At 63.1% G+C, this 23,952-nt stretch carries 22 protein-coding genes; 18 read left to right on the forward strand and 4 right to left on the reverse strand.

Going from position 1 to position 23,952, the window contains the following annotated elements; translation table 11 throughout:
- Window positions 1-39 precede the first annotated feature (39 nt).
- Window positions 40-2,526: a phenylalanine--tRNA ligase subunit beta gene (gene pheT / locus ACFQ6H_RS26180; RefSeq protein WP_378649512.1), complete on the forward strand. Its 2,487-nt coding sequence runs from the start codon at window positions 40-42 to the stop codon at window positions 2,524-2,526.
- A 58-nt stretch (window positions 2,527-2,584) separates the two neighbouring features.
- Here the strand turns inward: pheT and ACFQ6H_RS26185 are convergent, their stop codons facing one another.
- Window positions 2,585-3,616 carry an Lrp/AsnC family transcriptional regulator gene (locus tag ACFQ6H_RS26185; protein WP_378649536.1) on the reverse strand — a complete coding sequence of 344 codons (1,032 nt, stop codon included), beginning with the start codon at window positions 3,614-3,616 and terminating at the stop codon, window positions 2,585-2,587.
- Window positions 3,617-3,704: 88 nt separating this feature from the next.
- Between ACFQ6H_RS26185 and ACFQ6H_RS26190 the strand changes: the two genes are divergently transcribed.
- The 15 genes from ACFQ6H_RS26190 (at window position 3,705) to ACFQ6H_RS26260 (ending at window position 19,472) form a co-directional block, all read left to right on the forward strand.
- Window positions 3,705-5,024, forward strand: a complete 1,320-nt coding sequence (locus tag ACFQ6H_RS26190) for a flavin-containing monooxygenase (protein WP_378649514.1) — start codon at window positions 3,705-3,707, stop codon at window positions 5,022-5,024.
- Window positions 5,024-5,569, forward strand: coding sequence for a bile acid:sodium symporter family protein (locus ACFQ6H_RS26195; protein WP_378649516.1), 546 nt, complete (start codon window positions 5,024-5,026; stop codon window positions 5,567-5,569). The genes ACFQ6H_RS26190 and ACFQ6H_RS26195 overlap by 1 nt, the downstream gene beginning before the upstream one ends.
- Window positions 5,566-5,934 (forward strand): bile acid:sodium symporter family protein, encoded by a 369-nt coding sequence (locus tag ACFQ6H_RS26200; RefSeq protein ID WP_378649518.1) that lies wholly within the window; start codon window positions 5,566-5,568, stop codon window positions 5,932-5,934. The genes ACFQ6H_RS26195 and ACFQ6H_RS26200 overlap by 4 nt, the downstream gene beginning before the upstream one ends.
- On the forward strand, window positions 5,931-6,866 hold the full coding sequence (locus ACFQ6H_RS26205; RefSeq protein WP_378649520.1) for an SDR family oxidoreductase: 936 nt from the start codon (window positions 5,931-5,933) through the stop codon (window positions 6,864-6,866). Before ACFQ6H_RS26200 ends, ACFQ6H_RS26205 begins: the two co-directional genes overlap by 4 nt.
- A gap of 117 nt (window positions 6,867-6,983) precedes the next feature.
- Window positions 6,984-7,451, forward strand: coding sequence for a hypothetical protein (locus tag ACFQ6H_RS26210; protein WP_378649522.1), 468 nt, complete (start codon window positions 6,984-6,986; stop codon window positions 7,449-7,451).
- Between the two features lie 38 nt (window positions 7,452-7,489).
- On the forward strand, window positions 7,490-8,560 hold the full coding sequence (gene argC / locus ACFQ6H_RS26215; protein WP_378649524.1) for an N-acetyl-gamma-glutamyl-phosphate reductase: 1,071 nt from the start codon (window positions 7,490-7,492) through the stop codon (window positions 8,558-8,560).
- Between the two features lie 44 nt (window positions 8,561-8,604).
- Window positions 8,605-9,816 (forward strand): bifunctional glutamate N-acetyltransferase/amino-acid acetyltransferase ArgJ, encoded by a 1,212-nt coding sequence (argJ, locus tag ACFQ6H_RS26220; protein ID WP_317828995.1) that lies wholly within the window; start codon window positions 8,605-8,607, stop codon window positions 9,814-9,816.
- Complete coding sequence (gene argB / locus ACFQ6H_RS26225; protein WP_019748607.1) at window positions 9,813-10,736, forward strand: acetylglutamate kinase; 924 nt, start codon at window positions 9,813-9,815, stop codon at window positions 10,734-10,736. Before argJ ends, argB begins: the two co-directional genes overlap by 4 nt.
- Window positions 10,733-11,932 (forward strand): acetylornithine transaminase, encoded by a 1,200-nt coding sequence (locus ACFQ6H_RS26230; protein ID WP_378649526.1) that lies wholly within the window; start codon window positions 10,733-10,735, stop codon window positions 11,930-11,932. Before argB ends, ACFQ6H_RS26230 begins: the two co-directional genes overlap by 4 nt.
- Window positions 11,929-12,879: an ornithine carbamoyltransferase gene (gene argF / locus ACFQ6H_RS26235; protein ID WP_021334039.1), complete on the forward strand. Its 951-nt coding sequence runs from the start codon at window positions 11,929-11,931 to the stop codon at window positions 12,877-12,879. The genes ACFQ6H_RS26230 and argF overlap by 4 nt, the downstream gene beginning before the upstream one ends.
- Window positions 12,876-13,355, forward strand: a complete 480-nt coding sequence (locus tag ACFQ6H_RS26240; RefSeq protein WP_020907875.1) for an arginine repressor — start codon at window positions 12,876-12,878, stop codon at window positions 13,353-13,355. The genes argF and ACFQ6H_RS26240 overlap by 4 nt, the downstream gene beginning before the upstream one ends.
- Before the next feature lie 47 nt (window positions 13,356-13,402).
- Window positions 13,403-14,602, forward strand: a complete 1,200-nt coding sequence (locus tag ACFQ6H_RS26245; protein WP_003944066.1) for an argininosuccinate synthase — start codon at window positions 13,403-13,405, stop codon at window positions 14,600-14,602.
- A gap of 3 nt (window positions 14,603-14,605) precedes the next feature.
- On the forward strand, window positions 14,606-16,075 hold the full coding sequence (gene argH, locus ACFQ6H_RS26250; protein WP_378649528.1) for an argininosuccinate lyase: 1,470 nt from the start codon (window positions 14,606-14,608) through the stop codon (window positions 16,073-16,075).
- Window positions 16,076-16,244: 169 nt separating this feature from the next.
- On the forward strand, window positions 16,245-19,226 hold the full coding sequence (locus ACFQ6H_RS26255) for an acyl-CoA synthetase (protein ID WP_378450017.1): 2,982 nt from the start codon (window positions 16,245-16,247) through the stop codon (window positions 19,224-19,226).
- Between the two features lie 39 nt (window positions 19,227-19,265).
- Window positions 19,266-19,472 carry a Trm112 family protein gene (locus ACFQ6H_RS26260; RefSeq protein WP_003944045.1) on the forward strand — a complete coding sequence of 69 codons (207 nt, stop codon included), beginning with the start codon at window positions 19,266-19,268 and terminating at the stop codon, window positions 19,470-19,472.
- Here the strand turns inward: ACFQ6H_RS26260 and ACFQ6H_RS26265 are convergent.
- From ACFQ6H_RS26265 to ACFQ6H_RS26275, 3 genes are read right to left on the reverse strand one after another with little or no spacing between them, the layout of a single operon-like run.
- Entirely contained in the window at window positions 19,469-20,086 is a 618-nt protein-coding gene (locus ACFQ6H_RS26265) for a TetR family transcriptional regulator (RefSeq protein ID WP_378649530.1), read from the reverse strand. The genes ACFQ6H_RS26260 and ACFQ6H_RS26265 overlap by 4 nt on opposite strands.
- Window positions 20,083-20,838 (reverse strand): ABC transporter permease, encoded by a 756-nt coding sequence (locus ACFQ6H_RS26270; RefSeq protein WP_003944033.1) that lies wholly within the window; start codon window positions 20,836-20,838, stop codon window positions 20,083-20,085. The genes ACFQ6H_RS26265 and ACFQ6H_RS26270 overlap by 4 nt, the downstream gene beginning before the upstream one ends.
- Window positions 20,835-21,569 carry an ABC transporter ATP-binding protein gene (locus ACFQ6H_RS26275; protein WP_378649532.1) on the reverse strand — a complete coding sequence of 245 codons (735 nt, stop codon included), beginning with the start codon at window positions 21,567-21,569 and terminating at the stop codon, window positions 20,835-20,837. Before ACFQ6H_RS26275 ends, ACFQ6H_RS26270 begins: the two co-directional genes overlap by 4 nt.
- A gap of 86 nt (window positions 21,570-21,655) precedes the next feature.
- Between ACFQ6H_RS26275 and ACFQ6H_RS26280 the strand changes: the two genes are divergently transcribed.
- Window positions 21,656-22,264, forward strand: a complete 609-nt coding sequence (locus ACFQ6H_RS26280) for a DNA-3-methyladenine glycosylase (RefSeq protein ID WP_378640245.1) — start codon at window positions 21,656-21,658, stop codon at window positions 22,262-22,264.
- A 19-nt stretch (window positions 22,265-22,283) separates the two neighbouring features.
- The gene (gene tyrS / locus ACFQ6H_RS26285; protein ID WP_037131306.1) at window positions 22,284-23,561 is read left to right on the forward strand and encodes a tyrosine--tRNA ligase; all 1,278 of its coding nucleotides are present in this window, start codon (window positions 22,284-22,286) and stop codon (window positions 23,559-23,561) included.
- Window positions 23,562-23,952: the final 391 nt, after the last annotated feature.

A 23,952-nucleotide genomic window follows, 5' to 3' on the forward strand; every position in this document is an offset into this window, starting at 1 on the left:
TCACAAAGACTTATCGACAAACGAGAGAGCTGAGCAGACGTGCGAGTAGCGCAATCCTGGCTGACCGAGATCCTGCAGCGGGCAACTCCGGACTGGGAGGTGACCCCGGAAGAGTTGGACGCCGGGTTCGTCCGGGTAGGACTCGAAGTCGAGGAACTCGACACACTCGAGGCGATCGACGGCCCCTTGGTCGTCGGCAAGGTCGTCTCCATCACCGAACTGACCGAGTTCAAGAAGCCGATCCGCTTCTGTCAGGTCGAGGTCGGTGAGCCCGAGCCTCGCGGCATCGTCTGCGGCGCGCGCAATTTCAACGAGGGCGACCTCGTCGTCGTTGCACTGCCCGGCGCGGTGCTGCCCGGCGGATTCGAAATCGCCACTCGCAAGACGTACGGCCAGGTGTCCGACGGCATGATCTGCTCCGTCTCGGAACTCGGTATCGGCAAGGACCATTCGGGCATCCTGGTGCTCGAGCCCGGTACCGCCGAACCCGGCGCCGATGGCAACGAGTTGCTCGGTCTCGGTGACACGATCATCGAACTGAACATCACCCCGGACCGTGGCTACTGCTTCTCGGTCCGCGGCCTCACGCGTGAACTCGCCTGCGGATTCGATCTCGAATACGCCGATCCCGCTTCGGTTCCCGCGCATCCGGCCGAGGGTGAAGCCTGGCCGGTGCATCTCGAACCGGAGTCCAAGGCGTCGCGTTTCGTGATGCGAAAGATCACGGGAATCGATCCCGAGGCGGTGAGCCCGTGGTGGCTGCAGCGTCGACTGCTGCTTTCCGGTGTTCGCCCGATCTCGCCGGCCGTCGACGTCACCAATTACGTGATGCTCGAACTCGGTCAGCCTCTGCACGCGTTCGATGCGACCGCGGTGCAAGGCGACCTGGTGGTCCGTCGTGCCAAGGCGGGGGAGAAGCTGACGACGCTCGACGACGTCGAACGCACGCTTGATCCCGAAGATGTTGTCATCGCCGACGATTCCGGAGTCATTTCTCTGGCGGCCGTCATGGGCGGCGCCACCACCGAGGTGGGAACTGCAACGACGGACATCCTGCTCGAAGGAGCTACCTGGGATCCGCTCGCAGTCTTCAAGACAGCCCGCCGGCACAAGCTGCCGAGCGAGGCGAGCAAGCGTTTCGAGCGCGTCGTCGATCCGGCGATTCCGCTCGCGGCTGTCGATCGCGCAGCCGCTCTGCTGGTCGAGATTGCCGGCGGACGGATCGAGCCGGTCCTGACCGACGTCGGTGACGTCGCCCCTCGCGCTGCCATTCGCATGGATATCGACCTGCCCGACCGTGTCGCCGGAGTCACGTACCCCAACGGCACCGCCGCTCGCCGCCTCACCCAGGTCGGGTGCAACGTCGAGGTCGGCGTCAGCGAAGAGGGGCACGGGCAGTTGGTCGCGACGCCGCCGTCGTGGCGTCCAGACCTGGTGCAGCCTGCAGACCTCGTCGAGGAAGTACTCCGCCTCGAAGGTCTCGAGCAGATCCCGTCGGTTCTTCCCGCCGCTCCGGCCGGACGCGGTTTGACTGCGTCGCAGCGGCGCAAGCGCACGGTCTCGAAGGCTGTCGCTCACGCCGGCTATGTCGAGGTCCTTCCTCCGGTGTTCCTGCCCACCAACGTCTTCGACGTCTGGGGTCTTGACGCGGACGATCCGCGCCGTAACACCAGCAAGGTACTCAACCCGCTCGAAGCCGATCGTCCGGAGTTGGCGACAACTCTGCTTCCGGGTCTGCTGGAGATCTTGGCTCGCAACGCTTCTCGCGGCCAGCGTGATCTGTCGCTGTACGGCATCGCGCAGGTCGTGCTGCCAGGCCCCGACACCAAGCCCGTGGATGCATTGCCGGTCGATCGCCGTCCGACGGATGAGCAGATCGCGAACCTGATCGCGTCGTTGCCGGCGCAGCCCGTTCACCTCGCTGCTGTTCTGAGTGGATTGCGGGAGCCGAGCGGCCCCTGGGGTCCGGGTCGTCAGGCCGAGGCTTCGGACACTTTTGCAGCAGTGCGGGTCATCGCGGCTGCAGCGGGCGTCGAGGTGGAACTGCGTGCGGCGCAGTATCTGCCGTGGCATCCCGGCCGCTGCGCCGAGGTACTGGTCGACGGCAACGTTGTCGGTCATGCCGGCGAATTGCACCCGGCTGTACTCGAGCGTGCCGGACTGCCTGCGCGTACCTGCGCATTGGAAATCGACCTCGACGCTTTGCCTTTGGTCGAGAACCTACCGGCGCCGCGCATTTCGCCGTTCCCCGCAGTGCTCCAGGATGTGGCAGTTGTCGTCGATCGCGACATTCCGGCGGCCAAGGTGCAGGAAGCTCTGCGTTCCGGCGGTGGCGAGCTTCTCGAAGACATTCGCCTGTTCGACGTCTTCGAAGGTGAGCAGGTCGGTCAAGGTCGCAAGTCGCTAGCGTTCGCATTGCGCTTCCGCGGCGTCGACCGCACGCTGACCGAGGACGAGGCCAGTGCCGCGCGTGATGCGGCAGTGGAGGCGGCGTCCAAGGCTGTCGGTGCGCAGATGCGGGGCTGATTTTCCCAACTGATCACAGAGCCCACGACCATCCCTGGTGGTCGTGGGCTCTTTCGTGCTATCGATTTCCCGGTGATTCGGTGCGGCTCGGCAACCACACGTCCGGGGCGATCGTCGATGTCCTGCGTCCGTTCTGATCGAGTACGTGACCGAGGAGTTTGCGTAAGTAGAGGACGATCGACCGTTCGCCGACGTGCAGTCCTGGGAATTCTTGGCGCAGGCGAATCTCGAAAGCATCGAGTTCTGCCGGAGAATGCAGCCACAACTGAACCACCAGGTTGTCAGCGCCGACCACGGCGAAGCAATTCCGAACTTCCGGCGCCCGACTCAGTACTCGACCTGCTGCATCGAGAAGTTCGGGTTCGATGCGGCACCACAGAGTGGCGAGTACAGGAAGCCCGGCCAGTGGACGGGCGAATTCACACCGCAGCGCCACCAACCCGGAGGACGTGAGCCGGTCGACCTGGCGTTTGCACGCAGCGGGACTGACACCGATCGCGTCGGCCAACTCCCGCATGGGAGCCCGCCCGTCGTAGGCGAGCATTGTCAGAACCTTGCGATCCTGTTCCGAGATGCCGACTGTGCGTGCTCTTCCGGCTTGACGTGTGTCACCAGTGGTCAGGACACCGCGCTCGGCAGGTGCCAGCGCGTTGAGTCGCCAACGACCTCCTTCGGTGAACCAACGTGTGATGACAGACGTGCGTAGCGCCGATACGCCGTCGATCGTTGCGACCTCCTCCGAGATGAAACGTGACATCGACGCCAAGTCCGCAGTACCGGCCGTGACGAGCAGATCTGCTCTGCCCGTTGATGCTTCGATCGTCACGGCGTGGGCCGAGCAAGTCAGCCGTGCCGCGACGGCGTCGAGAAGAGCAGGTGAGCAATCGATTTCGATGATCGCTGTGACGATGCTTCCCAGCACCTGTGGCCCTGGAGTGACCGTGACCCAGGCCAACGACGATTCGGAGAGTCGATTCCAACGACGGGCGAGAGTCGCGGCGTCGAGTTCGAGTGGTCCGGCCAACGAAAGCCACGTGGATCGAGGTGCGAGCTGGAGCGCATTGATTATCCTCAGATCGATTTCATCTATCCGCGACCGTTGCCGGCATCTGGTTTGCTCATAACGTCATTATCCGGCATATTGCTGCGAGATTCGGTCTATCTGCGACGCTCGACGGATGATCACAGAGGACAAGTACGCGCTGATCGGGGCGGGCCCGTCTGGATTGGCCGGCGCGCGAAACCTCGATCGGGCCGGGATAGCGTTCGACGGCTTCGAGAGCCACGACAACGTCGGTGGGCTCTGGGACATCGACAACCCGCACAGCACCGTCTACGAGTCGGCGCACCTCATCTCTTCGAAGGGCACCACCGCGTTCGCGGAGTTCCCGATGGCGGATTCGGTGGCCGACTACCCGAGCCACGTCGAACTCGCCGAGTATTTCCGCGACTACGCCGACACTCACGATCTTCGCAGGCACTTCACCTTCGGTACTACGGTCATCGACGTATCGCCCGTGGATTCGCTGTGGCAGGTCACCACGCGCAGCCGCAACGGTGAGACTACGGTTGCGCGGTACCGAGGCGTGATCATCGCAAACGGAACGTTGTCGAAGCCGAACATGCCGACGTTCCGCGGCGACTTCACCGGCACGTTGATGCACACGAGCGAGTACCGCAGCGCCGAGATCTTCCGGGGGAAGAAGGTACTGGTCATCGGAGCGGGCAACAGCGGATGTGACATCGCAGTTGACGCAGTCCACCAGGCAGAGTCCGTCGACCTGAGTGTTCGGCGAGGCTACTACTTCGTTCCCAAGTATCTGTTCGGCCGTCCCTCGGACACCTTGAATCAGGGAAAGCCGTTGCCGCCGTGGATCAAACAACGCGTCGACACGCTGGTGCTCAAGCAGTTCACGGGAGATCCGGTGCGGTTCGGATTTCCGGCGCCGGACTACAAAATCTATGAATCGCATCCGGTCGTGAACTCGTTGATCCTGCACCACGTCGGGCACGGTGACGTGCACGTGCGCGGCGATATCGACCGGTTCGACGGCAGGACGGTTCATTTTGTCGACGGTTCGTCCGCCGATTACGACCTCGTTCTCTGCGCCACGGGGTATCACCTCGACTACCCCTTCATCGCGCGCGCGGACCTGGACTGGTCGGGCGCTGCCCCGGACCTGTTCCTCAACGTCGCGAGCCGTCGCCACGACAGTCTCTTCGTTCTCGGGATGGTGGAAGCCTCCGGGCTCGGGTGGCAGGGTCGCTTCGAGCAAGCCGAGTTGGTGGCCAAATTGATCACAGCACGCACCGAAGCTCCCGACGCGGCACGCGAGTTCTCGGCGGCGGCAGCCGGCCCACCACCCGATCTGTCCGGGGGATACAAGTACCTGAAGCTGGGTCGAATGGCCTACTACGTGAACAAGGACGCCTACCGATCGGCGATCAAGCGGCACATCGGACTGCTCGATACTGCTCTGGCGAAGGGAGGGCAGTGATGCCGATCGACGACGTGGTTCTCAACTTCAACCCGGGATCGTTGATGATCCTCAACGTGGTGCTCGCTGCGATCATGCTGGGGATCGCCCTCGACACCTCGGTCGACGACTTCCGTCGTGCTCTCACCAAACCCAAGGCGATGGCGGTGGGTATCGCTGCCCAGTTCCTGCTGTTGCCGGCAGTGACATTTGCCCTGACGCTGATTCTCTCGCCGGCTCCGTCGGTAGCACTCGGCATGATCCTGGTGGCGTGCTGCCCGCCAGGAAACATCTCGAACGTCCTGACGCACCGGGCGGGCGGCGACGTCGCGCTCTCGGTGTCCATGACGGCGGTGTCGAACGTCCTCGCGATCTTCCTCATGCCGCTCAATCTTGCGTTCTGGGGGAGCCGACGCTCGGAGACCGACGCGCTGTTGCAGTCGGTGAACTTGAATGCGCTCGAGATGGCGTTCAAATCGCGCTCATCATCGGTGTGCCGTTTGTTGTCGGCATCTGGGCGGCGCGAAAGTTCCCGGAGGTCGCGGCGAAAGCGCAGCCGTGGGTGAAGAACGGCTCGTTGGTGGCGCTGTTGATCTTCATCGTTGCGGGAGTGTCGGGGAACGCGTCGTACTTCGTCGACTACATCGGGGTGGTACTGCTTGCGGTCTTCCTGCACGACACGGTTGCCCTCGCACTGGGATACTTCTGCGGCGCCGTCACCGGGTTGAATGAATACAGCCGTCGCGCAGTTTCGTTCGAGGTCGGCATCCGCAACGCCGGACTGGGCCTCGGATTGGTATTCACGTTCTTCGACGGACTCGGCGGTATGGCCATCGTGGCCGGCTGGTGGGGGATCTGGGACATCGTCGCCGGGTTGGCTTTGGCGACGGTCTGGTCCAAGCGCCGTACCAGAAAGGCGGTGCCGGCATGACTGTCGCGCTGATAACGGGCGGAAACGGCTTCCTGGGCACGGCTGTCATCGACGCACTGATCGCACGAGGCATCACCGTCGTCTGTGCCGACCTCACGGTGAAGGCAACACCGGACGATCGAGTCCACCGCGTTCGAGCGGACGTGTGCGACCCCGCAGAATTGGGGCGGGTGTTCGATGAGCACCGACCGGACGTCGTGATCCACCTCGCTTCTATCGTGAATCCCGGCAAGAACACGACAGCGGAGCAGGAGTACCGCGTCGACGTCGACGGGACACGAAACGTGCTCGCGGCCTGCGTCGAATACGGGGTTGGACGGATTGTCGTGTCTTCGTCCGGGGCGGCGTACGGCTACCACTCCGACAGCCCGGCGTGGATCACCGAGGACGTTCCCGTTCGCGGCAACGACGAATTCACTTACAGTCGGCACAAACGCCTGGTCGAGGAGATACTCGCCGAGTATCGCGTCGTACATCCGCGGTTGGAGCAAGTTGTCTTCCGGATCGGCACGATCTTGGGGGAGAGCGTCGACAACCAGATCACCGCGTTGTTCGATCGCCGCAAGCTGCTCAAGGTCGCCGGGAGCGACAGCCCTTTCGTGTTCGTCTGGCACACGGACGTGGCGAGCGCCTTTGCCGAGGCTGTGACCGGAAACCAGGTGGGCGTCTTCAACGTCGCGGGCGACGGTGCGCTGACAGTCGACGAACTGGCTTCCCGGATGGGCAAGAGCATTGTGACGCTTCCCGCTTGGCTGCTCCGGGGCGTTCTACGCGTCGGACGGAGATTGGGTTTGACGGAACACGGTCCGGAGCGGATCGGATTTCTCCAGTACCGGCCGGTCCTCGACAATCGGCGGCTCAAGGAACAGTTCGGATACGTCCCCGAGTATTCGAGCGAGGGCGCGTTTGCGGCTTACCTCGCCTCACGCTGACCCCTTTCGGGAGACGGTCGTGGAAGGATCGGAGTTGTCCGTCGACGTTTCGAGAAGGGACTGCCAGTGTCACACAATGATGGGGCCGAGAATGATGGGTCAGCACCCGGTATTTCCGTGCACCAGGTAGTCGAAGCTGCTGATGCACTCGACGACAAGGACTTCCTCGCGGTCGTCCGCGCAGTGGTCGAGCGTCGTCCGAGATTGTCGGTCCTTCTTTCCGTGGTGGACACCGCTGCCGCGAGCCTCGATCCGACCCGTGTCGAGGACGCGGACGCGGACACGATAACCGACGCCGAAGAGGTCGAACTGCCCGACACTGTTGTGGAGGTCGACGAGATCATCGATGTCCCGGTGGTCCTTGCGACAGATCCGAGAATCCCCGAACCCGACTACACCGAAGGGGGAGTCCCCACTTTCGACCGCGTTCGGGAGAAGATAGAGGGGCGCTTCGGTACTTCCATAGGTTCGTCCGAATTGGCACACGAAAGTCCTGCCGGAAAGTCCGTCGACGAGCAGTGGGACGAGCGCCAGAAGGCTGCAAAAGCCAAGCTCGAGGAGATCCGGCGATCCATGGGTAAGTAATTATGCATTCCGATGCACAATGATGCATACTGTGTGACATGACTGAAGGTGGTACGACCGAGAACGCACGCAAGCCGATCAGAGTCGCCGTTGCCGGCGCCAGTGGGTACGCCGGTGGTGAGGTTCTGCGTCTGCTTCTCGGACACCCCTCCTATGCCGACGGCACTCTGGTGATCGGTTCGCTGACCGCCGGAGGCAACGCCGGTTCGACGCTCGGTGAGCATCACCCCCACTTGCTCCCACTCTCTTCGCGGGTACTCGAAGAGACCACTGTCGAAATTCTCTCGGGCCACGACGTCGTCTTCCTCGGTCTCCCACACGGAAATTCGGCTCAGTACGCCAAGCTGCTACCCGAATCGACGGTCATCATCGACTGCGGTGCGGACTTCCGGTTGCAAGATTCCGCAGCCTGGGAGAAGTACTACAAGAGCACTCATGCCGGCACTTGGCCCTACGGGCTTCCTGAACTGCCCGGCGCCCGCGAGAAGTTGGTAGGCGCCACCCGCATCGCCGTTCCGGGCTGCTACCCGACGGCGGCGAGCCTCGCGCTGGCCCCCGCCGTTGCCGCGGGGATCGTGGACTCACACGTGAACGTGGTTGCGGTCAGTGGCACTTCGGGCGCCGGCCGGGCACCGAAGGCTGATCTGCTGGGTTCGGAGGTCATGGGCTCGGTCCGCGCATACGGCGTCGGCGGCGTGCATCGCCACACCCCTGAGATCATTCAGAATCTCTCGGCAGCAGGCGGCAAGGACATCACAGTGTCGTTCACTCCGGTCCTCGCGCCCATGCCGCGCGGTATCCTCGCGACCTGCACGGCGGCCACCACCGCGACCGAAGAGCAGGCACGCGAAGTCTATGAAAAGGCATACAACGACGAGCCGTTCATCCACGTGCTGCCTGCCGGAGTCTTCCCGCAGACCGGCGCCGTGATCGGATCCAACGCAGTACAGATCGGTGTCACCGTGGACGCCGACGCCGGTCAGCTCGTTGTCATCTCGGCAATCGACAATCTCACCAAGGGCACCGCCGGTGGCGCTGTGCAATCGATGAACCTTGCCCTTGGCCTACCCGAGACCGCAGGTCTCTCTACCGTGGGAGTAGCTCCGTGAGCACCGACAATCCGCAGCAGATCGACAACCCAACCGAATCCGACGTGGTTCACGTCGCCGGGGGACGTCTGCTCCGTACACAGGGCGTCACCGCACCTGCCGGATTCCGCGGTGCCGGAATTGCTGCCGGTATCAAGAAGAGTGGCAAGTCGGACCTCGCACTGGTGCTCAACGAGGGCCCTGATCTGGCCGCTGCCGGCGTCTTCACCCTGAACAAGGTCAAGGCGGCTCCGGTGTTGTGGTCTCAGCAGGTCCTGACGACGGGCAAGCTGCGCGCGGTGGTGCTCAACTCGGGCGGCGCGAACGCCTGCACGGGCGCGGGTGGATTCCAGGATGCACACAAGACTGCCGAGGAAGTTGCTTCGGCACTGAGCAATTGGGGAACCGAGACGGGCGCGATCGAGGTCGCCGTCTGTTCCACCGGACTCATCGGTGACCGGTTGCCCATGGACAAGCTGATCCCCGGTGTCACGGAGGTCGTGCACGAACTTGCCGGCGGAATCTCCGGCGGCACCGACGCGGCATACGCGATCATGACCACGGACACCGTGCCGAAGCAGGCGTCGCTGCACCACGCGAACAAGTGGAACGTCGGCGGAATGGCCAAGGGCGCAGGCATGCTCGCGCCTGCGCTGGCCACCATGCTGTGCGTCGTCACGACCGATGCCGTCGCAACGGCCGAGCAGCTCGACACCGCGTTGCGCGCCGCCACCCACCTGAGCTTCGATCGTCTCGACGTCGACGGCGCGACGTCCACCAACGACACAGTGCTCCTGTTGGCCTCCGGCGCCAGCGGTGTCACGCCGACGCAGGACGAGCTCAACGCCGCAGTATTCGCCGTGTGTGACGATCTCGCGGATCAGTTGATGGCAGACGCCGAGGGCGTCACCAAACGGGTCAAGGTGACGGTTCGCGGCGCGGCGTCCGAATCCGACGCGCTGATCGGCGCTCGGACCGTTGCTCGGGACAGCCTGGTCAAGACGGCGCTTTTCGGATCCGATCCCAACTGGGGTCGCGTCCTCGCAGCAGTCGGTATCGCTCCCATCGAGCTCGATCCGGATCGAATCAGTGTGTCCTTCAACGGGAGTCCGGTCTGCATCGACGGCGTCGGCGCTCCGGGGGCACGTGAGGTCGACCTGAGCGGGATCGACATCGAACTCGACATCGATCTGGGAATCGGCAACGAGTCCGTGAGCATTCGCACCACGGATCTCTCGCATGCCTACGTCGAAGAGAACTCGGCGTACTCGTCATGACCGAGACATATCCCGTGATCAGCGAGCATCAGAAGGCACATGTCCTTGCGGACGCTCTGCCGTGGCTGCAGCGATTCCGCGACAAGGTGGTCGTGGTCAAGTACGGCGGAAACGCCATGATCGACGAGACGCTCAAGACGGCATTTGCCGCCGACATGGCGTTTCTGCGGACTGTCGGCATCCATCCCGTCGTCGTTCACGGCGGTGGCCCGCAGATCAATGCGATGCTGGCGCGCCTTGGCATGAAGGGTGAGTTCCGCGGTGGTTTCCGTGTGACGACGCCCGAGGTGATGGACGTCGTGCGGATGGTGCTTTTCGGTCAGGTCGGCCGTGAACTCGTTGGCTTGATCAACGCGCACGGTCCTTACGCGGTCGGTATCTCCGGTGAAGATGCGCACCTGTTCACCGCTACTCGACGCACTGTTGCGGTCGAGGGGGAGCAGACCGACATCGGTCTGGTCGGAGACGTCACCACCGTGAACCCGGACGCGGTACTCGATCTCATTGCGGCGGGACGTATTCCGGTGGTCTCGACCATCGCCCCCGACGCCGACGGTGTCGTCCACAACATCAATGCCGATACTGCTGCTGCGGCACTGGCCGAGGCAATCGGTGCGGAGAAGCTCGTTGTCCTCACCGATGTCGAAGGTCTGTACACCGATTGGCCGGACCGATCCTCGCTGGCCACCGAAATCGACACCGACGCCCTTGCTCAGTTGTTGCCGAGCCTCGATGCCGGCATGGTGCCCAAGATGGAGGCCTGCCTTCGCGCGGTGCGCGGAGGTGTGCCGTCGGCGCACGTGATCGACGGCCGGCTCGAACATTCAGTCCTACTCGAACTTTTCACCGGCGAAGGAATCGGCACGATGGTCGTGCCGGGATCCTCGGTCGCCGGTCCCCAGCAGGGAGCTACCTCATGAGCACGATCGATCTCCAGCAGCGGTGGTCCGCTTCGCTGATGAACAACTACGGCGTACCCCGGGTTGCTCTCGTCCGCGGTGACGGGGCCGTACTCACTGACGCCGACGGCAAGCAGTACGTCGACTTCCTGGCCGGAATCGCCGTCAACATTCTCGGACACGGGCATCCGGCCGTCGTCGAAGCCGTCACGAATCAGTTGTCGACACTGGGCCATGTGTCCAACCTGTACGCCAGCGAGCCGGTCGTCGAGTTGGCGGAGCAGCTGCTCGCTCATCTCGGCAATGTGAGCGGGCGCGCGTTCTTCTGCAACTCCGGTACCGAGGCGAACGAGGCTGCCTTCAAGCTCGCTCGCGCCACCGGACGGAAGAAGATCATCGCAGCCGAGGGCTCTTTCCACGGTCGCACGATGGGCGCACTCGCTCTGACGGGTCAGCCTGCCAAGCGGGCGCCGTTCGAACCGATGCCTGCCGGTGTCGAGTTCGTGCCGTACGGCGACGTCGAGGCACTCGAGCGGGCCGTCGATTCCGACACCGCCGCTGTGTTCCTCGAACCGATCATGGGTGAGAGCGGCGTCGTGGTGCCACCGGAGGGATACCTCGTGGAGGCTCGGCGGATCACCGCCGAACGCGGTGCGCTTCTCGTACTCGACGAAGTGCAGACCGGCATCGGCCGGACGGGCTGGTTCTACGCCCATCAGGCCGTCGGTATCGTTCCCGACGTCATCACGCTTGCGAAGGGGCTCGGCGGCGGAATGCCGATCGGCGCCTGCATCGCGACCGGAGCAACGGCAGAGTTGTTTGGGCCGGGTAAGCACGGGACGACATTCGGTGGAAATCCGGTGTGCGCCGCGGCTGCACTTGCCGTGCTGAAAACCATTGCAGCGGAAGACCTGATCTCGCGCGCGGACAGTTTGGGTAAGTCGATCTCGACTGGCATCGAAGATCTGGGCCATCCGTTGGTCGACTACGTACGGGGATCAGGACTGCTGCTGGGTGTCGTGCTGACCGAGGACGTCGCGCCGGCGGTGGAAAATGCAGCCCGCGAAGCCGGGTACCTTGTGAATGCAGCGCAACCCGGAGTAATCCGGTTGGCGCCGCCGCTGATCCTCACGGATGAGCAGGCCGAAACCTTCGTGGCAGCACTACCTGCCATCTTCGACAGTGCACTATCGGCTGACCAGCCGGGGGAGAAGTGACTACCGTGGTGAAACACTTTCTCAGGGACGACGATCTGACTCCGGCGCAGCAGGCCGAAGTTCTGGAACTCGCTGCGATTCTCAAGAAGGATCCGTTCGCTCGGCGTCCACTCGAGGGTCCACGCGGAGTCGGCGTCATCTTCGAGAAGAACTCGACGCGTACACGTTTCTCGTTCGAGATGGGCATCGCACAGATGGGCGGCCACGCCGTCGTCGTCGACGGGCGCAGCACCCAACTCGGGCGTGAAGAGACGCTGGCGGACACCGGACGCGTTCTCTCCCGCTACGTCGACGCCGTCGTGTGGCGCACGTTCGGCCAGAAGCGCTTGGAGCAGATGGCAACGGGCGCAACCATTCCCATCGTCAACGCGTTGTCGGACGAGTTTCACCCCTGTCAGGTTCTGGCCGATCTGCAAACGCTGATCGAGCAGAAGGGTGAGCTCAAGGGGCTGAAGCTGACCTACCTGGGTGACGGCGCCAACAACATGGCTCACTCACTGATGCTCGGCGGAGTCACCGCAGGCATCGACGTCACCATTGCCAGCCCCGCGGGCTTCGAACCGGCGGACTGGGTAGTGGCAGCAGCACGCAAACGCGCCGAGGAAACCGGCGCGACCATCACGCTGACGCAGGACCCGCAGGCCGGCGTCGTCGGCGCCGACGCGTTGGTCACCGACACCTGGACCTCGATGGGTCAGGAGAACGACGGACTCGATCGGGTCGGACCTTTCCGTCCGTTCCAGATCAACAAGGAGCTGCTCGCAAAGGCAGATCCGAAGGCCGTCGTCCTGCACTGCCTGCCCGCGCATCGCGGCGAAGAAGTCACCGACGAGGTTCTCGACGGGCCGCAGAGTGTTGTCTGGGACGAGGCGGAGAACCGTCTGCATGCCCAGAAAGCTTTGCTCGTGTGGCTGCTGGAGCAGCGAACCCAACTGGACCCGGCGTGAGCGTCGCTCCCACTCGGGCTGGTCGCCAGTCGCGCATCATCGCGCTTCTGGCGGCTCACCCCGTCCGAAGTCAGACGGAGCTGGCGGCCTTGCTCGGTGCCGAGGGCATCGAAGCAACGCAGGCGACGCTCTCGCGTGACCTCGAAGAGCTGGGAGCGGTGAAACTGCGTGCCGCCGACGGCGGCGCCGGTGTTTACGTGGTGCCGGAGGACGGGAACCCGGTACGCGGTGTATCCGGCGGTACAGACCGCCTCTCACGGCTGTTGGGTGAGCTGTTGGTCTCCACCGATTTCAGCGGCAACATGGCGATCCTCCGGACACCGCCGGGAGCCGCGCACTACCTCGCGAGCGCACTGGATCGGTCCTCGATGCCGGACATCGTAGGCACGATCGCCGGAGATGACACCATCTTCGTAGTGGCCCGGGAACCGCTTTCCGGAGCGGAACTCGCGGCCATGATCGAATCGCTCGCCTGACCCCTTATTCTTTGATAGAGATTTTCAACCGAAGGAGCACAAAAACCATGGCCGATCGCGTCGTACTCGCCTACTCGGGCGGGCTGGACACTTCTGTTGCCATCAGTTGGATCGGTAAGGAGACGGGCGCTGAAGTTGTCGCCGTCGCCATCGATCTGGGGCAGGGTGGCGAGGACATGGAGGTCGTGCGTCAGCGCGCGATCGACTGCGGCGCAGTCGAATCCGTTGTCGTCGACGCCCGCGACGAGTTCGCGGACGAGTACTGCCTGCCGACCATCGCGGCCAACGCCCTGTACATGGACCGCTACCCGCTCGTCTCGGCCATCAGCCGTCCGCTGATCGTCAAGCACATCGTCGAAGCTGCACGCTCGCACGGCGGCACCATCGTCTCGCACGGTTGCACCGGTAAGGGCAACGACCAGGTTCGCTTCGAGGTCGGATTCGGCGCCCTCGCACCCGACCTGCAGGTCATCGCACCGGTCCGCGACTACGCCTGGACCCGCGAGAAGGCCATCGCCTTCGCCGAAGAGAACAACATCCCGATCAACGTCTCCAAGAAGTCGCCGTTCTCGATCGACCAGAACGTCTGGGGCCGCGCCGTCGAGACCGGATTCCTCGAGGATCTGTGGAACGCGCCGACGAAGGACGTCTACGACTACACCCAGGACCCGACGGTCAACTGGAATGCACCCGACGAGCTCATCATCAGCTTCGACAAGGGCCGCCCGGTCGCCATCGACGGCCGCCCGGTGTCGGTTCTCGAAGCCATTCAGGAACTGAACAAGCGCGCAGGCGCTCAGGGCGTCGGCCGCCTCGACGTCGTCGAGGACCGTCTCGTGGGCATCAAGAGCCGTGAGATCTACGAGGCTCCCGGCGCGATGGTTCTCATCACCGCACACCAGGAACTCGAGCACGTCACCCTCGAACGCGAACTCGGTCGCTACAAGCGTCAGATGGAGCAGCGTTGGTCCGAGCTGGTCTACGACGGCCTCTGGTTCTCGCCCCTCAAGGACGCACTGGACACGTTCGTCGACAAGACGCAGGAACGCGTCACTGGCGACATCCGTCTCTTCCTGCACGGTGGAGCCATCACCGTCAACGGTCGTCGCAGCCCGGAGTCGCTCTACGACTTCAACCTCGCGACGTACGACGAGGGCGACAGCTTCGACCAGTCCGCATCGAAGGGCTTCGTCGAGATCCACGGTCTGTCGTCGAAGGTCGCCGCGAAGCGCGATCTGGGACTCTGAGCCATGACGGCTCACGGTGACGGAGACGCCCAAAAACCTTACGGTGACGGAGACGCCCGAAAACACGGCACCAACGAAGGTGCGCTGTGGGGCGGGCGGTTCGAGTCCGGACCGGCCGCTGCCATGGCGGCGCTGAGCAAGTCGACTCACTTCGACTGGGTCCTCGCTCCGTACGACGTGCGGGCGTCGCAGGCGCATGCACGTGTGCTGAACAAGGCCGGCCTGCTCAGCGAAGCCGACCTCGCGACGATGCTCGACGGTCTCGACCGTCTGGCGGCAGATGTCGCCAGTGGCGCCTTCGCGCCCAGTGATTCGGACGAGGACGTACACGGCGCACTCGAGCGTGGTCTGATCGAGCGCGTCGGGCCTGAGGTCGGTGGACGCCTGCGTGCTGGTCGTTCACGTAACGACCAGGTGGCCACGCTGTTCCGCATGTGGCTTCGCGATGCGGTCCGCCGCATCTCCACCGGAGTTCTCGACGTGGTCGACGCATTGGCGACTCAGGCCGGGGCGCATCCGGATGCCGTGATGCCGGGCAAGACGCACCTGCAGGCGGCTCAGCCGGTCCTGTTGGCGCATCACCTGCTCGCTCACGCACATCCACTGTTGCGCGACGTGCAACGCCTTCGCGACTTCGACGTGCGAGCTGCGGTGTCCCCGTACGGTTCCGGTGCACTGGCCGGTTCCTCACTCGGACTCGATCCCGAAGCGATTGCGGCGGAACTGAAGTTCGACAGCTCGGCCGAGAACTCGATCGACGCAACGGCTTCGCGTGATTTCGCAGCCGAGGCAGCGTTCGTGCTCGCAATGATCGGTGTCGATCTCTCCCGGATGGCGGAAGAGATCATCATCTGGAGCACACCGGAGTTCGGCTACATCACTCTTGCCGACGCGTGGTCCACGGGATCGTCGATCATGCCGCAGAAGAAGAATCCGGATGTCTCGGAACTCACGCGCGGTAAGTCGGGTCGTTTGATCGGTAACCTCACCGGATTGTTGGCGACGCTCAAGGCTCAGCCGCTGGCGTACAACCGCGATCTGCAAGAGGACAAGGAACCGGTCTTCGACTCGGTTGCGCAGCTCGAGATGTTGCTCCCGGCCATCACCGGTCTGGTGCAGACTCTCGAGTTCCACACCGAGCGTATGGCGGAACTTGCTCCGGCAGGGTTCACGTTGGCCACCGACATCGCGGAGTGGATGGTGCGTCAGGGCGTGCCGTTCCGGGTTGCACACGAGGCAGCCGGAGCGTGTGTGCGTGTCGCCGAAGCGCGAGGCGTCGGACTCGAAGATCTCACGGACGAGGAACTGGCCGGCGTCGACAGCGCGCTGACGCCCGCTGTTCGTGAGGTGCTGACAGTCGAGGGTTCCATCGCTTCGCGTAATGCACGGGGCGGCACCGCGGGGGTGCGGGTGGCAGAGCAGTTGGACGGAGTCCGAGCAGTGGCGCAGTCGCTGCGGGGATGGACACTCTGACCTCGAGGTCGCGAGTGTCGTCCCTCTCTTTTCGGCAGTAGTCCTTCGGTCGTACGCGGTCAGGGAGCAGAATTTGCTCCCTGACCGCGTACGCGTATTCGTCGTCAGTAGTCTTGTCGCGCGCGGGAAAAATGAGACTGACGTCACATGTGAGTAACTTGGGAGTGAAATGGTGGGATTGAATTCCAAGTCTGTGCTGGGCCCGATTCGTCGGGTGGTTGCGACAGCACAAAACGGCCTCGAGGTCGTCCGGTTGGGTGGGTTGGAAACGGATGCGACCACGTCGCCGTTCGAGATCGTCGAACGCGCAGCGATGTATCGACTACGGCGTTACTTCCCGGACAGTGACCCGGAAACCGTCGGCGCACCGATCTTGCTGATCCCGCCGATGATGATGTCGGCGAACGTGTACGACGTGACCCGCGACCAGGGCGCTGTGGGAATTCTGCACGAGATGGGCCTTGACCCTTGGGTCGTCGATTTCGGTTCGCCCGACTCCGAAGAGGGCGGTTGGGATCGCAATCTTGCCGATCACATCATCGCTCTCAGCGACATCGTCGATCACATCCACCGTCACACCGGTAAAGATGTTCACATCTCCGGTTACTCGCAGGGTGGAATGTTCGCCTATCAGGCTGCTGCCTACCGACGCAGCCGAAACATAGCCAGTGTCATCACCTTCGGCAGCCCGGTAGACACACTCGCTGCATTGCCTTTCGGCATCCCGGCCGGATTGGCTACCAAGGGTGCGGATTTCCTCGCCGATCACGTATTCAATCGCCTGGCAGTCACCGGATGGATGGCTCGTACCGGGTTCCAGTTGCTCGATCCCGTGAAGTCGCTGAAGATGCGCGTCGACTTCCTGCTTCAACTGCACGACCGTGAGGCGTTGCTACCGAGAGAGCAGCAGCGACGCTTCCTCGCCACCGAGGGTTGGGTTGCGTGGTCGGGGCCCGCAGTTGCCGAACTGCTCAAGCAGTTCATCGTGCACAACAGGATGATGACCGGCGGTTTTGTCATCAAGGATCAATTGGTGTCTCTCGCCGAAATCACCTGCCCCATCCTGGCCTTTGTCGGCGAGGTCGACGACATCGGTCAGCCGCAAGCGGTTCGCGGTATCAGTCAAGCGGCTCCGCGGGCGAAGGTCTATGAATCGACTTTGCGCGCAGGTCATTTCGGTTTGGTTGTCGGTTCCACCGCGGCCAATCACACATGGCCGACAACCGGTGAATTCGTGCAGTGGACCGAAACGGGTGGGCCGCTCCCGGACCGCATCGCGAACATGGTCTACGGCGCCGACCTCGAAGACCAGACCGGTGTGTCGATCAGCAATCGGATCATCCACACCGTCGCCTCGGTCGCCGAAGTAGGGGCAGGCGTCACCAAGGGAATCAGTGACCTTGCCGCCGGCGCATTGCGCGGCACTTTCGAGTTGTCCGGCGAGGCAGCGCGCGCGTTGCCACGTCTGGCGCGGCTCAACCAGATTCAGCCGCACACCAAGATCTCCCTGAGCCAATTGCTCGCGGAGCAGCGTCGAAAGGCGCCGAACGGCGAGTGCTTCCTCTTCGACAATCGCGTGCACACCTACGAAGCGGTCAACGCCCGCATCGACAATGTCGTACGCGGATTGATCTCCGTGGGAGTGCGTCCGGCAGCACATGTCGGTGTTCTGATGGAGACCCGTCCCAGCGCGCTCGCGGCCATCGCGGCTCTCTCGCGCCTCGGTGCCGTCGCGGTCATGCTTCCGCCAGGGTCCGACATCACGGCGGCGGTCAAGCTGGGATCGGTCGATCGGATCATCACCGATCCGGAGAACGTCGATGCCGCAGTGGTTACCGGTAGGCCTGTTCTGGTTCTCGGCGGCGGCGATGCCCGTGGCCTCGAGGTGGATCCGTCGCACGACGTGATCGATCTCGAACAAATCGATCCGACGAAGGTCAATCTGCCCGGGTGGTACCGACCGGATCCCGGTGTCGCCCGCGAACTCGCGTTCATCATTTTCGCGGAATCCGGCGGTGTGCTCGAAGCCAAGCAGATCACCAACTACCGGTGGGCATTGTCGGCCTTCGGCACGGCCACGGCGGCAGATCTCGATCGCGGTGACACCGTGTACTGCCTTGCGCCGCTCCATCATTCGTCGAGTTTGCTCGCGACCATCGGTGGCGCAATGGCGGGCGGTTCCCGGATTGCTCTCTCGCGCGGACTGAACCCGGCGAGGTTTGTCGAAGAAATCCACCGCTACGGCGTGACGGTCGTGAGTTACACGTGGTCGATGATGCGCGAGATCCTCGACGAGGATCTTCTCCTCATCGACGGTAGCCATCCGGTCCGCCTGTTCATCGGTTCGGGAATGCCCCATGGTCTGTGGAAGCGGACCACGGAGGCGTTCGACCCCGCGCAGGTGCTCGAGTTCTATGCGTCGACCGAAGGCGACGTGATTCTCGCCAACGTCGCAGGCTCCAAAGTTGGCTCCAAGGGTCGCCCGCTGCCGGGGAGCGCGCAGGTTCGGTTGGCGGCCTACGACCCGCTCAGTGGTCGGCTCCTCGAAAACGGCAACGGATTTGTCCGTGAGTGCGCCGAAGACGAGGTCGGCTTGCTGCTCGGGCGCGCGGGATTCACCGCTGATCTCTCGGGCGGCGCCATGCGAGGTCTCTTCCAAGCCGGCGATTCGTGGATTCCCACCGAGAATCTCTTCCGCCGGGACGGCGACGGCGACTACTGGCTGATCGATCACAAGAACACGGTCATTTCCACCCTCCGCGGTCCCGTGTTCACCCAGCCGATCGTCGACGCTTTGTCGAGTGTTGCGCGGGTAGATCTTGCAGTCGCGTACGGCGTCGGCGACGCACCGCATCAGTTGGCGGTCGCTGCCGTGACCTGGCGTCCGGGGCGGCAGTTCCGGTCTGCCGAGCTTGCAGAGGCGCTCTCGCGCATCGATTTCGACGCTCGCCCGGACATCGTGCACGTAGTGGACGAGATCCCGGTGGGCTCGTCGTACCGTCCGAGCTCTACTGCTTTGGCTGCGGCCGGACTGCCGGCGCCGGGGCCACGGACCTGGTTTCTCGATTCCGAGACGCAGTCGTACAAGCGGCTGACCAAGGCAATTGCCGCGCAGTTGATGCCGACGAGGGTGGGCACCGGAGCACGGTAGCCTGAGGACATTCTGTTTGATCGGTTCGAGAGGACTCACGTGGCTATTGATTCGACGTTGCTCAGCATTCTGGCCTGCCCCCAGGACAAGGGCCCGCTGCTGCTGGTCGGGGACGAGTTGCTCTACAACCCCCGTTTGCGGCGCGCGTATCCGATCGAGAACGGTATTCCTGTTCTGTTGATCGACGAGGCACGCGATGTGGCCGACGACGAGCACGAGAAGTTGCTCGCACGGGCCGAAGGCTAGATCGGCAACTCGCCGGTGAGGTACCGCTGGAGGTTCGGAGCTACCAGCGGTACCAGTGCGTCGACGCTCAACGTCGCGAGCGGTTCGAGTCCGAGCACGTATCGCGTGACCAGCAGCCCGGCCATCTGAGAGGCCACCAATTCTGCTCTGATCAGGCCGGTGCCGGGTGGTGTGTCCACCCGCGGAATGATGTCGCGCAATACGATATCGAGCAGAAAGCTCTGAATCAGTTGCGATCCGTCTCCGGAAATAGCTGATCGAAAAGCCGCCAGAATCGCCGGCTGATGTTCCGAATCCCATAGCCCGATCACCGCCCGGAGAAGGCTTTCGCCGAGATTTTCGGTCGGGGAGGTGTGAACCGGTCCCAGTACCTGTGCTGGATCGATCGGTAGCGCGATCGCAGCGGTGAACAACTGCTCCTTGCTCCCGAAATGGTGATGAATCATAGCCGGATCGACGTCAGCGGCCGCGGCTATCGATCGAACGGTAGTTCTTCGAAAACCGTTCCGGGAGAACTCTCGTCGCGCCGAATCGAGAATCTGCGCGCGAGTCTCCGACTTGCCCGGTCGTCGCCCCGAACGAGTCGGCGTCGGCGCGGCGCTGTTGTCGGTCATGGAGTGCGGCGATCGAGTGTGGCTGCGGCCAGCGATAGTGCGGCGGCGGCAAAGCCCGCCATGACGGCGAGATCACGCCACATCTGACCTGTCGCGTCGGCATGCATCGACACTTGTTGAAGCGCGTCGACGGCGTAGCTCAAGGGGAGGACGTTGCTGATCCATTCGAGCCAGGTCGGCAATTGGTCACGAGGTACCAGGAGTCCGCAGAGGAAGAGCTGTGGAACCACTACGACAGGCATGAACTGCACTGCTTGGAATTCGGTCTTCGCGAACGCACTGGCCAACAGACCAAGAGCAACGCCGAGGATCGCGCCGAGAACTGCGATGACGATGACCCACGCAAGACTGCCAGCGATGGTGAGCCCGAGAAATCCGAAAGCTACCGCGCACGCGAGAGCTGCTTGAGCGGCTGCGGAGAGTGAAAATGCTGCACCGTATCCGGCGAGAAGATCGAGTTTGCCCATCGGAGTGGTGAGCAGGCGTTCGAGTGTGCCTGAACTGCGTTCGCGTTGCATCGCGATGGACGTGACCAGGAACATGACGACAAACGGCAAGATTCCCAACATCGTGATCGCCACTCGTTGGAAGAGCGAAACCTGGCCGGGTGGCGTCGGGACGTCTTGGTAGAGGAAGTAGAGCAGAATCATCAGTAACGACGGGACCAACAAGATCATGGCCACCGTACGGTGATCTTGGCGGAGCTGAAGCAGAATTCGAACGGTAGTAGCACCGAAGATCCTGATGCTCATGATATTTCGCCTCCGACGGGTGAAGTCCGAATCAGCTCGAGGAAGGCGTCCTCGAGCCGTTCACATCTGGTTTTCGCGCGCAGTTCGTCAGGGGTGAGTTGCGCGAGAAGGTACCCGTCGCGCATCAGAATCAGTTCTGCGCAGTGGTCCGCCTCGTCCATGACGTGGCTCGAGACCAACAGGGTGGTTCCGCTGCGAGCGAGGTCGGCAAATCGTTCCCACAATTCGACGCGAAGGACTGGATCGAGCCCGACGGTCGGTTCGTCGAGGATCAACACATCAGGTGACGCCACCAGCGCGCATGCCAGCGAAACTCGACCGCGTTGACCTCCGGACAGGTCGGCTGCGGTCTGGTCGGCATAACGGCTCAATCCGACGGCGCCGACTGCTGCTGCGACGTCTGCGCCGGATTTTCCGTACAGAGCGCCGAAATACTGAACATTTCGCGTGACCGTCAGGTCGCCGTACACACTGGGGGATTGGGTGACGTACCCGATCCGACGGCGAAGGGCGACGGACCCGGCGCGATTTCCCAGGACTCTGACCTCACCACTTTCGACGATCTGCGTTCCGACTATCGCGCGCATGAGGGTTGTCTTGCCGCAACCGGAGGGTCCGAGCAGTCCGGTGATCGATCCCGCCGAGACTTGCAGGTCAAGCGAGTGGAGTACTTCGTGTTTGCCGCGAATGACTCGGAGTCCGCGGATGTCTATTGCCGGCGTTGTGGTCACTGTGCGCCTCGTTTCAATAATTCATCACTTGTTGAATTATGCGACTCGGCCGACCGGCGAGTCAACGGTGTGGGCACAATCGAAGGGTGAGTATCGAGACCTTGGTAAATGTGAAAAACCCGTTGGAAGCGGGCTTGGCGGTTCTCGGCTCGACCCTGATCGTCGACGAGGTCGCTCTGAGAATTGTCGAGGTGGAGGCTTACGGCGGGGAGAAGGACGGGCCCTGGCCGGATCCGGCAGCGCATTCGTATCGGGGGCAAACGCCGCGAAACAGCGTGATGTTCGGGCGGGCGGGGCGTCTGTACGTATACCGCAGCTACGGAATGCACTTTTGCATGAACATCTCGTACGGCCCGGATGGTGTCGCGGGCGGTGTTCTGCTCCGAGCCGCCGAAATCGAAGCCGGCCACGATGTGGTGTCCGCACGGAGATCGCCGGACCGGCCGTCTCACCAATGGGCCAGAGGGCCAGGTAATCTCGGCGCTTCCGCCGCAATCACGCTGGGGGACAACGGAACAGACGTGTTCGACCCGGCGTCGCGGATTCGGCTCGAATTGGGGGAGTCGAAGGAATGGGTGAGCGGACCGCGGGTGGGTGTCAGCACCGCGGCGGAGGTCCCGTGGCGCCTCTGGATTCCGGACTCCCCGGCGGTGTCCGCGTATCGCCGAAGCCCGCGAGCGCCGGCCATTTCGTGAAGATGGGATGATCGAGTCCGTGACTGAGAATATTCTCGACGAACTGACCTGGCGCGGGCTGATCGCCCAATCAACCGATCTCGACGCTTTGCGTAAAGATCTCGAGGCCGGACCGGTCACGCTGTATGCGGGGTTCGACCCGACCGGACCGAGTCTGCACGCAGGTCACTTGGTTCCGCTCCTTGCGCTCAAGCGTTTTCAGCGTGCAGGCAACCGCCCGATCGTTCTTGCCGGCGGTGCGACGGGCTTGATCGGTGACCCCCGTGACGTCGGGGAACGGACGATGAACTCCGCCGACACCGTCGCAGACTGGGCGGGTCGCATCCGTGGTCAGCTCGAACGATTCGTGGATTTCGACGATTCGCCGACGAGTGCGGTCATCGAGAACAACATGAACTGGACGGGCAAGATGTCGGCCATCGACTTCTTGCGTGATGTCGGCAAACACTTCTCCGTGAACGTGATGCTCGCGCGCGACACCGTCAAGCGTCGCCTCGAATCGGACGGCATGTCGTACACCGAGTTCAGCTACATGCTGCTCCAGGCCAACGACTACCTGCACCTGCGGCGCGATCTCGGCTGCACGTTGCAGGTCGGCGGGTCCGATCAGTGGGGCAACATCATTGCCGGCGTCGAACTCAACCGTCGTGTCGACGGTGAGAGCGTCCACGCAATGACGGTTCCGCTGGTGACCTCGGCCGATGGCAAAAAGTTCGGAAAATCGACCGGTGGCGGCAGTTTGTGGCTCGACCCCGAGATGACCAGCCCGTACGCCTGGTACCAGTACTTCGTGAACACTGGCGACGCCGACGTGATCAAGTACCTGCGCTGGTTCACCTTCCTCACTGCGGACGAACTCGCGGAGTTGGAGACTGCAACGGCGGAGCGGCCGCATGCGCGAGAAGCGCAGAAGCGACTCGCCGCGGAGATGACGACCTTGGTTCACGGAGAACACAACACCCGTGCTGTCGAGCTCGCCAGCCAGGCGTTGTTCGGCAAGGCGGAGCTGGCGGAACTCGACGAGTCGACGCTCGCTGCCGCGCTGAAAGAAGCATCTGTCAGCGAATTGGCGCCGGGGGAGCCGCGCACGATCATCGATCTGCTCGTGACGAGCGGTCTGTGTGAGAGCAAGGGAGCTGCTCGACGCGCAGTGAAAGAGGGCGGCGCTTCGGTGAACAACCAGAAGGTGTCGGCCGACGACTGGGAGCCCACCGCATCCGATCTGCTTCACGGCAGCTGGTTGGTCGTCCGGCGCGGAAAGCGCAACTTCGCCGGCGTGAAAATCCTTCCGAACTGACGTGTGTGGGGTCACAGTTGTCTTGCGGGGCTCCTGTGGCCGCTGGTGGCCCGCCTGCGAGCGGGCTACCAGCGGATTTAACCTGAAGAACACCTGCGACCTGCACGTTTGACGCTCAGTTTTCATTCGCGTAACTTTGTCCAAGTCAGAGCGACACGGACACCAACCCCGACCGAGAGGCCGGGGACACGCGGTTGGACGAAGTCGGAGACAATCACGCTCAGCGGGAACTTGCTTCCCTGGAGCGAACAAGCTAAGATTGTAACCCTTGCCCCGGAGCTTTCAACCTGGTTGAAGTGATGGTGTGTGCGTGTTCTTTGAGAACTCAACAGTGTGTCGATGAATGTCAGTGCCAAAATTTTTTGGTACTTCACATCCGCGAATGATCAAC

Source organism: Rhodococcus sp. NPDC056506, from assembly GCF_042794945.1.
Lineage (GTDB): Bacteria > Actinomycetota > Actinomycetes > Mycobacteriales > Mycobacteriaceae > Rhodococcus_F.